Consider the following 5,926-nt stretch of genomic DNA (forward strand, 5'->3'; position numbering starts at 1 on the left):
GCGCCGGGGACCTGGAGGGCGCGACGCCCGGGTCCGCCGCCCGCCTCCGGATGCCGCTGCTGTGCCCGGCCGACGGGATGGCCCGCTTCGAGGTCGGCGGTCACGCCGAGGCCGGCGTGCCGGCCAACGGGAAGCCGTTCACGGTGGCCGCGCCGAGCTGATCCGGCCGGCTACCGGCTCCAGTGGGTCTCGCCGAGCAGGTAGGCCGTGGCCAGGCTCTCGGGGTCCTGCTCGGCCGCGGGGCCGTCGCCCGAGCGCTCGACCGCCACCGAGATCGTCCTGGCCGCGTACAGGGGCAGCACGGTCGCTCCCTGCGGGCCCTCCAGCTCGGCCCGCTCCTGACCGAAGGCGGCGATGGTGTAGCTGGCCCCCGGCTCGACCCCGGCCCGGCGGAACATCCGCAGCAGGTCGTGGTCCTCGTTCTCGAATCTGAGAACGCGGACGACGCTGCCGATGGGGACGGCGGTGAGGGGCACGCCCGGCTCCCGCGGGTAGTCGCCGATCGGGTGGCCGTGGGGGCAGGTCCGGGCCTCGCCGATCATCTCGAGCATGCGGGCCTCGAGCGCCGGGGTGACGCCCATCTCGAAGGCCTCGGCCTCCTCGTGGACCTCGTCCCAGGGCACCCCCATCACCTTGACCAGGAAGGCCTCGACCAGCCGGTGCCGGCTGACCACGTGCTTGGCCACCTCCATGCCCCGGTCGGTGAGGACGATCCGCTTGCCCGGTCCCCGGTCGACCAGGCCCTCGCTCTCGAGCCGCCGGACCATCCCGGTCACGCTGGGCGGCGACACCTGCATGGCCCTGGACAGGTTGGTCGGCGTCCGCTCGATGCCGGCCTCGCCGAGCCAGTAGAGCGACTCCAGGTACTCCTGGATCGCCGGGGTGAGGGTCGCTTCGTCGGCCATGGGCCCATGGTACGTGGCGCCGCCGGTTCCGGTCAGCCGGCCACCACCACCCGTCCGTCCATGCCGGCGTGCAGGTCACAGGTGTAGCGGTACTCGCCGGGCCGCTCGAACCGGTGGCTGAAGGTCCCCCGGGACTGGTTCTCGGAGGCGAAGCCGTCCCCCTTGACGTTGTGGGGGATCGAGCCGTCCACGAACCGCCAGGTGACCTCCGTCCCCGGCGGCACCTCGATCGCCGGGGGCAGGAACTTGAGGTCCTTGGCGTCGACCGTGGTCACGCCCCGTACCGGCGCGGCGTCGGCGGGGGAGGCGGCCGAGCCGGCCTGGCAGGCGGCCAATGTGAACAAGAGCACAAGCAGGAGCAGGGCGGGCGGGAGGCGGGGGCGGGTTGGCACGGAAGCTCCTTGACGGGTCAGTAGGTGGAGCCGAGCGAGACCGCGATGGCGATCAGGCCGCCCACGAGCGCGAGGGCGGTGAGTGCGAGCTCGATGATGGCGATGATGCGGGCCGCCCTGGCCATCTCCAGGCCGCCGAGCTGGCCGTTGGAGGCCTCGATGCGCTTCTGGGCGCTGTTGGCCAGCACCAGGGCGACGATGGCACCGACGGGCGGGCAGGTGAAGAAGCCGATGATGGCGATCACCAGCGCCGCCGTCGCCGAGCTGTCGGTCGGGGGCGCCTGCGTGTAGCCGTACCCGGCGCCCGGGGGCGCGCCGTAGGGGGGCCCGTAGCCGGGCTGCTGCCCGTAGGGGGGCTGGCCGTAGCCTTGCTGGCCGCCGTAGGGCTGCGTGTAGCCCTGCTGCCCGTAGTCCTGGGCGGGCGGCGGGGCCTGCGGCCAGGTCCGCCCGGCCGGCGGCGGCGGGCTTCCGGCCGCCGGTGGCCCGGGGACCGGGGCGGCCGGCGGGGGCGGGCCGCCCAGGGGCTCGGTCGGGCGGTCGCCGGGCGGGCGGTCGGTGGGGGTGTCGTCCCGGTTGCCGGGGGCGGGGGGGCCGGGGAGGTCGTCGGGCATCTGCGGCTCCTCTGTCAGCTGCGGTCGGTTGCGTCGAGGGCGGCGGCCCAGCCGGCGGCGGGGTCGGCGGCGGCCAGGCGGAGGATCCAGCCGGTGCCGGGCATGCCGTCGTCCCAGACCCACCAGGTGAGCCGGTCCAGGGCGGCGCCCAGCTCGGCCGGGTCGGGCGGCCAGTCCAGGCCGGCCAGGCTGGCCGCGGCCCACCAGGCGTCGAACCGCCCGAGGGCGGCCCCGCGGCGGACCCCGTGGGCGCCGCCGCTGGCCGCGGCCCAGGCCATGCGGGCCATGGCCGAGGCGGGCGCGACCCGGCCCAGCCGGTGCTCGAGGTGGCCGAGGGCGGCCACCGCATCGGCCGGCCCGCCGGAGACGACCAGCGCCCGGGCCTCGCCCCCCGACTCCGAGGTCCAGACCTCGACCAGGTCGGTGAGCGCCCGGGTGACGTCGGGCCGCTCCAGGACCGGGCCCGGCTCGGCCCGGCCGGCGACCAGCTCGACCGCCTCGGCGCCGGGGTCGGGGACCTCGCGCTCGTCGGGCCGGTAGGTGGCCAGGGCGTACGCCGGCTCCCACTGGGCCAGCACCAGCGGCAGCTCCAGCACCTCGGCGTGGGCGCCGGGAGCCTCGCGCAGGTCCTCCCCGCGCAGGACCCGCTCCTGGGCGACGGCGCCGGCCACCGCCGGCACGGCCAGGTGCGGGGCCAGCTCGGCGAAGGTGTGGGTGGTGGCCGCGACCTCGGTGAGCGGGCCGAGGGCGAAGCGGGCCGCCCCCGGCCGGAGCACGCTGGCCGCCTCCGGGGCCGGGCCGTCCAGGGCCATCCGGTACTCGACGTAGGTGGTCACCGGCCACAGCGGCCGTCCCCGCTCCACCGCCTCCTCCAGCCGGTGCCGCAGGTCGACCAGGCCGGCCCAGTCGCGGCTGGCGCAGAGCCCGTCGACGGCCCGCAGCAGGGCCGCCGGGTCCCCGAGCTCGACCAGCTCGGCCAGCCGCTCCCCGGGCAGGCGTTCCTCCACGCGGCCTCCTCCGTCACGTCGCGACGCGCCATCTTGCCATCCTCGGGCCAACAACATTGTCATCGTATAATAACAACGTTACAGTGGCGGCGTGAGGCACCACGACAAGGCGACGGCGGGCCCGGGCGCCCCGCCTTCCGGGGACCCGGCGCTGGGCGCCCCGGCTTCGTTTCGCCCGACCCCCTACGAGGTCGCCCAGCGGCGTGGGCACGAGGTGCTGCGGCAGGCGCTGCTTGACGGGGCCAGCGGGTTGCTGGTGGCCGAGGGGCCGGGGGCGCTGACCATGCGGCGGGTGGCCGGGGTGGTGGGGTGCTCGACGAGCGTGCTCTACACGATGTTCGGGGCCAAGGAGGGGCTGGCCGACGCGCTCTACCGGGAGGGGTTCGAACGGCTCGGCCGCCGTTTGGAGGCGGTGCCGGACGGGGGTGACCCGCTGGCCCGGCTGGGGGAGCTGGCGCGGGCCTACCGGGACAACGCGCTGGCCGAGCGCGCCTACTACGGCGTCATGTTCCAGCGGGCCATCCCCCGGTTCGAGCCGTCGCCGGCGTCGCTGGCCGTGGCCGGGGCCAGCCTGGAGGTGCTCGCCCTGGCCGTGCGGGCGGCCATGGACGCCGGGGCGCTGCGGCCCGGCGACCCCCGGGCCGTGGCCGAGGTGCTGTGGGCGGCGGTCCACGGCGCGGTCAGCCTGGAGCTGGCCGGTCACTTCCCCGACCCCGCGGTCGCCGCCGACCGGTTCCAGACCCTGGCCTCGGCGGCGATCCTCCCGTTCCTGACCGACCCACCGACGTCAAGGAGGCGCTGACATGTCCGACGCGTCAAGGCGGCTCGCCGGCATCCTGTTCGTGGTCATCCCGACGATCGAGTTCGGCGGCTGGTCGCTGCTGCGCATGATCGCCCGCCGCATCCCCGGCTACCTCGACAACCCGGTGCGCCAGAACCTGTTCCGGGCCGGACACGCCCACGCCGGCGTGCTGGTGCTCCTGGCCCTGGTCGGCATCCTCTACGTCGACCAGACCGACCTGTCGTCAGGCGTCCGGACGCTCGTGCGCACCGGCTTCGCCCTGGCCCCGATCCTGATCTCGGCCGGGTTCTTCCTCTCGGTGATCCCGCCCCGGGCCGAGCGCCCCAGCCGCATGATCACCCTGGTCTACCTGGGTGCCCTCCTGCTGGCGGCCGCCACCGTCACCCTGGGGGTGAGCCTGCTCTGACCGGGCTCAGACGAGCTGGCCGCGCAGGACGGTGACGGCCCGGCCGCCGAGCAGGACCCGGTCGCCCTTCGGGCGGACCTGGACCAGGCCGCCCCGGGCCGACGCCTGGAAGCCGGTCAGCTCGTCCCGGCCCAGCCGCCCGGCCCAGAACGGGCCCAGCGCGCAGTGGGCCGACCCGGTCACCGGGTCCTCGTCGATCCCGGCCCCGGGGGCGAAGAAGCGGGACACGAAGTCGTAGGCCCCGGTCCCGGAGGCGGCGGCGGTCACGATCACTCCGCGGCTGCCGAGCCACCCCAGCCGCCCGACGTCGGGGGCCAGGTCGCGCACGGCCGCCTCGTCCTCCAGCTCGACCAGGTAGTCGAGGCGGCCCAGACCGACCCAGCGCACCGGCCCGGCCCCCAGCGCCTCCAGCAGCCCGCCGGGCGGGTCGGCGGGCGCGGCCGGGGTGGCCGGGAAGTCGAGCCAGATGGCCCCGCCGGCGCCGGGCCGGGCGGTCAGCGGCCCGCTGGCGCTGTCGAACCGGACCGGCCGGCCGGCTTCGGCCAGGCCCTCGCTGAACAGCACGTGGGCCGAGGCCAGGGTGGCGTGGCCGCACAGCTCGACCTCGACCGTTGGCGTGAACCAGCGCAGCCCGTAGCGGCCGGCCTCGGCCGACGGTCGCAGGAAGGCCGTCTCCGGCAGGTTCATCTCGGCCGCCACCCGCTGCATCCAGGCCGGGTCGGCGTCGGCCTCGAGCAGGCAGACGGCGGCCGGGTTGCCCGCGAACGGTTCGTCGGTGAAGGCGTCGACCTGGTAGAGCGGCCAGCTCATGGCCGGGTGCGGATGGCCCGGAACATGGCCGTGTCGTCGGGCTCGGCCGGCGGCTCGACCAGGTGGAACCAGTAGAAGCCGTGCGGCCCCAGGCCCAGGCGGTAGGGCTCGTCGTCGATCATCGGGAACGGCGTCCGCCCGAACATCTCCTCGGGGATGAGCCCGTGGAAGCGGGACAGGTCGAGCTCGGCCGGCTGGGCGAAGCGCGACAGGTTGGCGATCACCAGCACCACGTCGGCCCCGAGCTGGCGGTAGAAGGCCAGCACCCGCCGGTTGTCGGGGTACAGCGGCTCGTAGTCGCCAAGCCCGAACACCGGGTGCTGCTTGCGCACCTGGAGCATGCGCCGGACCCACTGGAGCAGCGAGGTCGACACCCGCTCCTGGGCCTCGACGCTGCACGCCTGGTAGCCGTAGACCGGGTCCATCAGGAACGGCAGGTACAGGGCGGCCGGGTCGGCCTTGGAGAAGCCGGCGTTGCGGTCCCCGGTCCACTGCATCGGGGTCCGGACCCCGTCGCGGTCGCCCAGGTAGATGTTGTCGCCCATGCCGATCTCGTCGCCGTAGTACATCACCGGGCTTCCCGGCAGCGACAGCAGCAGGCTGTAGAGCAGCTCGATCTGGCGCCGGCCGTTGTCCAGCAGCGGGGCCAGGCGCCGCGAGATGCCGATGTTGCGGCGCATCCGCGGGTCCTTGGCGTACTCGGCGTACATGTAGTCGCGTTCCTCGTCGGTCACCATCTCGAGGGTCAGCTCGTCGTGGTTGCGGAGGAACAGCCCCCACTGGGCGGTGTCGGGGATCTTGGGGGTGCGGTTCATGATCTCGACGATCGGGGTGCGGTCCTCGCGGCGCAGGGCCATGAACATCCGCGGCATCACCGGGAAGTTGAACGCCATGTGGCACTCGTCGCCGTCGCCGAAGTAGGGGACCACGTCGGGCGGCCACTGGTTGGCCTCGGCCAGCAGCACCCGGCCCGGGTACTTCTCGTCGACCTCC

General features: G+C 75.0%; 8 protein-coding genes. 2 read left to right on the forward strand and 6 right to left on the reverse strand.

The genetic code is table 11. The features are described from left to right. Window positions 1-170 precede the first annotated feature (170 nt). Genes VF468_29970 through VF468_29985 form a run of 4 tightly spaced genes read right to left on the reverse strand, consistent with a single transcriptional unit; the run spans window position 171 to window position 2,915 of the window. On the reverse strand, window positions 171-905 hold the full coding sequence (locus VF468_29970) for a metal-dependent transcriptional regulator (protein ID HEX5882513.1): 735 nt from the start codon (window positions 903-905) through the stop codon (window positions 171-173). 32 nt (window positions 906-937) lie between these two features. Beyond that, complete coding sequence (locus VF468_29975) at window positions 938-1,297, reverse strand: plastocyanin/azurin family copper-binding protein (GenBank protein ID HEX5882514.1); 360 nt, start codon at window positions 1,295-1,297, stop codon at window positions 938-940. A 17-nt stretch (window positions 1,298-1,314) separates the two neighbouring features. Next, on the reverse strand, window positions 1,315-1,908 hold the full coding sequence (locus tag VF468_29980) for a hypothetical protein (GenBank protein ID HEX5882515.1): 594 nt from the start codon (window positions 1,906-1,908) through the stop codon (window positions 1,315-1,317). A gap of 14 nt (window positions 1,909-1,922) precedes the next feature. Continuing rightward, a complete protein-coding gene (locus VF468_29985; protein ID HEX5882516.1) occupies window positions 1,923-2,915 on the reverse strand; it encodes a hypothetical protein in 993 nt (330 codons plus the stop codon). A 91-nt stretch (window positions 2,916-3,006) separates the two neighbouring features. Here VF468_29985 and VF468_29990 point away from each other — a divergent pair, with 91 nt between their 5' ends. Together VF468_29990 and VF468_29995 are read left to right on the forward strand one after the other, a co-directional pair. Further along, window positions 3,007-3,717, forward strand: a complete 711-nt coding sequence (locus VF468_29990; protein ID HEX5882517.1) for a WHG domain-containing protein — start codon at window positions 3,007-3,009, stop codon at window positions 3,715-3,717. A gap of 1 nt (window position 3,718) precedes the next feature. Continuing rightward, the gene (locus VF468_29995; protein HEX5882518.1) at window positions 3,719-4,123 is read left to right on the forward strand and encodes a hypothetical protein; all 405 of its coding nucleotides are present in this window, start codon (window positions 3,719-3,721) and stop codon (window positions 4,121-4,123) included. Between the two features lie 6 nt (window positions 4,124-4,129). Here the strand turns inward: VF468_29995 and VF468_30000 are convergent, their stop codons facing one another. Beyond that, window positions 4,130-4,933 carry a PhzF family phenazine biosynthesis protein gene (locus VF468_30000; protein HEX5882519.1) on the reverse strand — a complete coding sequence of 268 codons (804 nt, stop codon included), beginning with the start codon at window positions 4,931-4,933 and terminating at the stop codon, window positions 4,130-4,132. Beyond that, window positions 4,930-5,926 (reverse strand): alpha-glucosidase C-terminal domain-containing protein (locus VF468_30005; protein ID HEX5882520.1); only part of this gene is annotated, 997 nt, incomplete at its 5' end. The genes VF468_30005 and VF468_30000, both read right to left, overlap by 4 nt.

Source organism: Actinomycetota bacterium (genome assembly GCA_036280995.1).
Taxonomy (GTDB): Bacteria; Actinomycetota; CALGFH01; order CALGFH01; family CALGFH01; genus CALGFH01.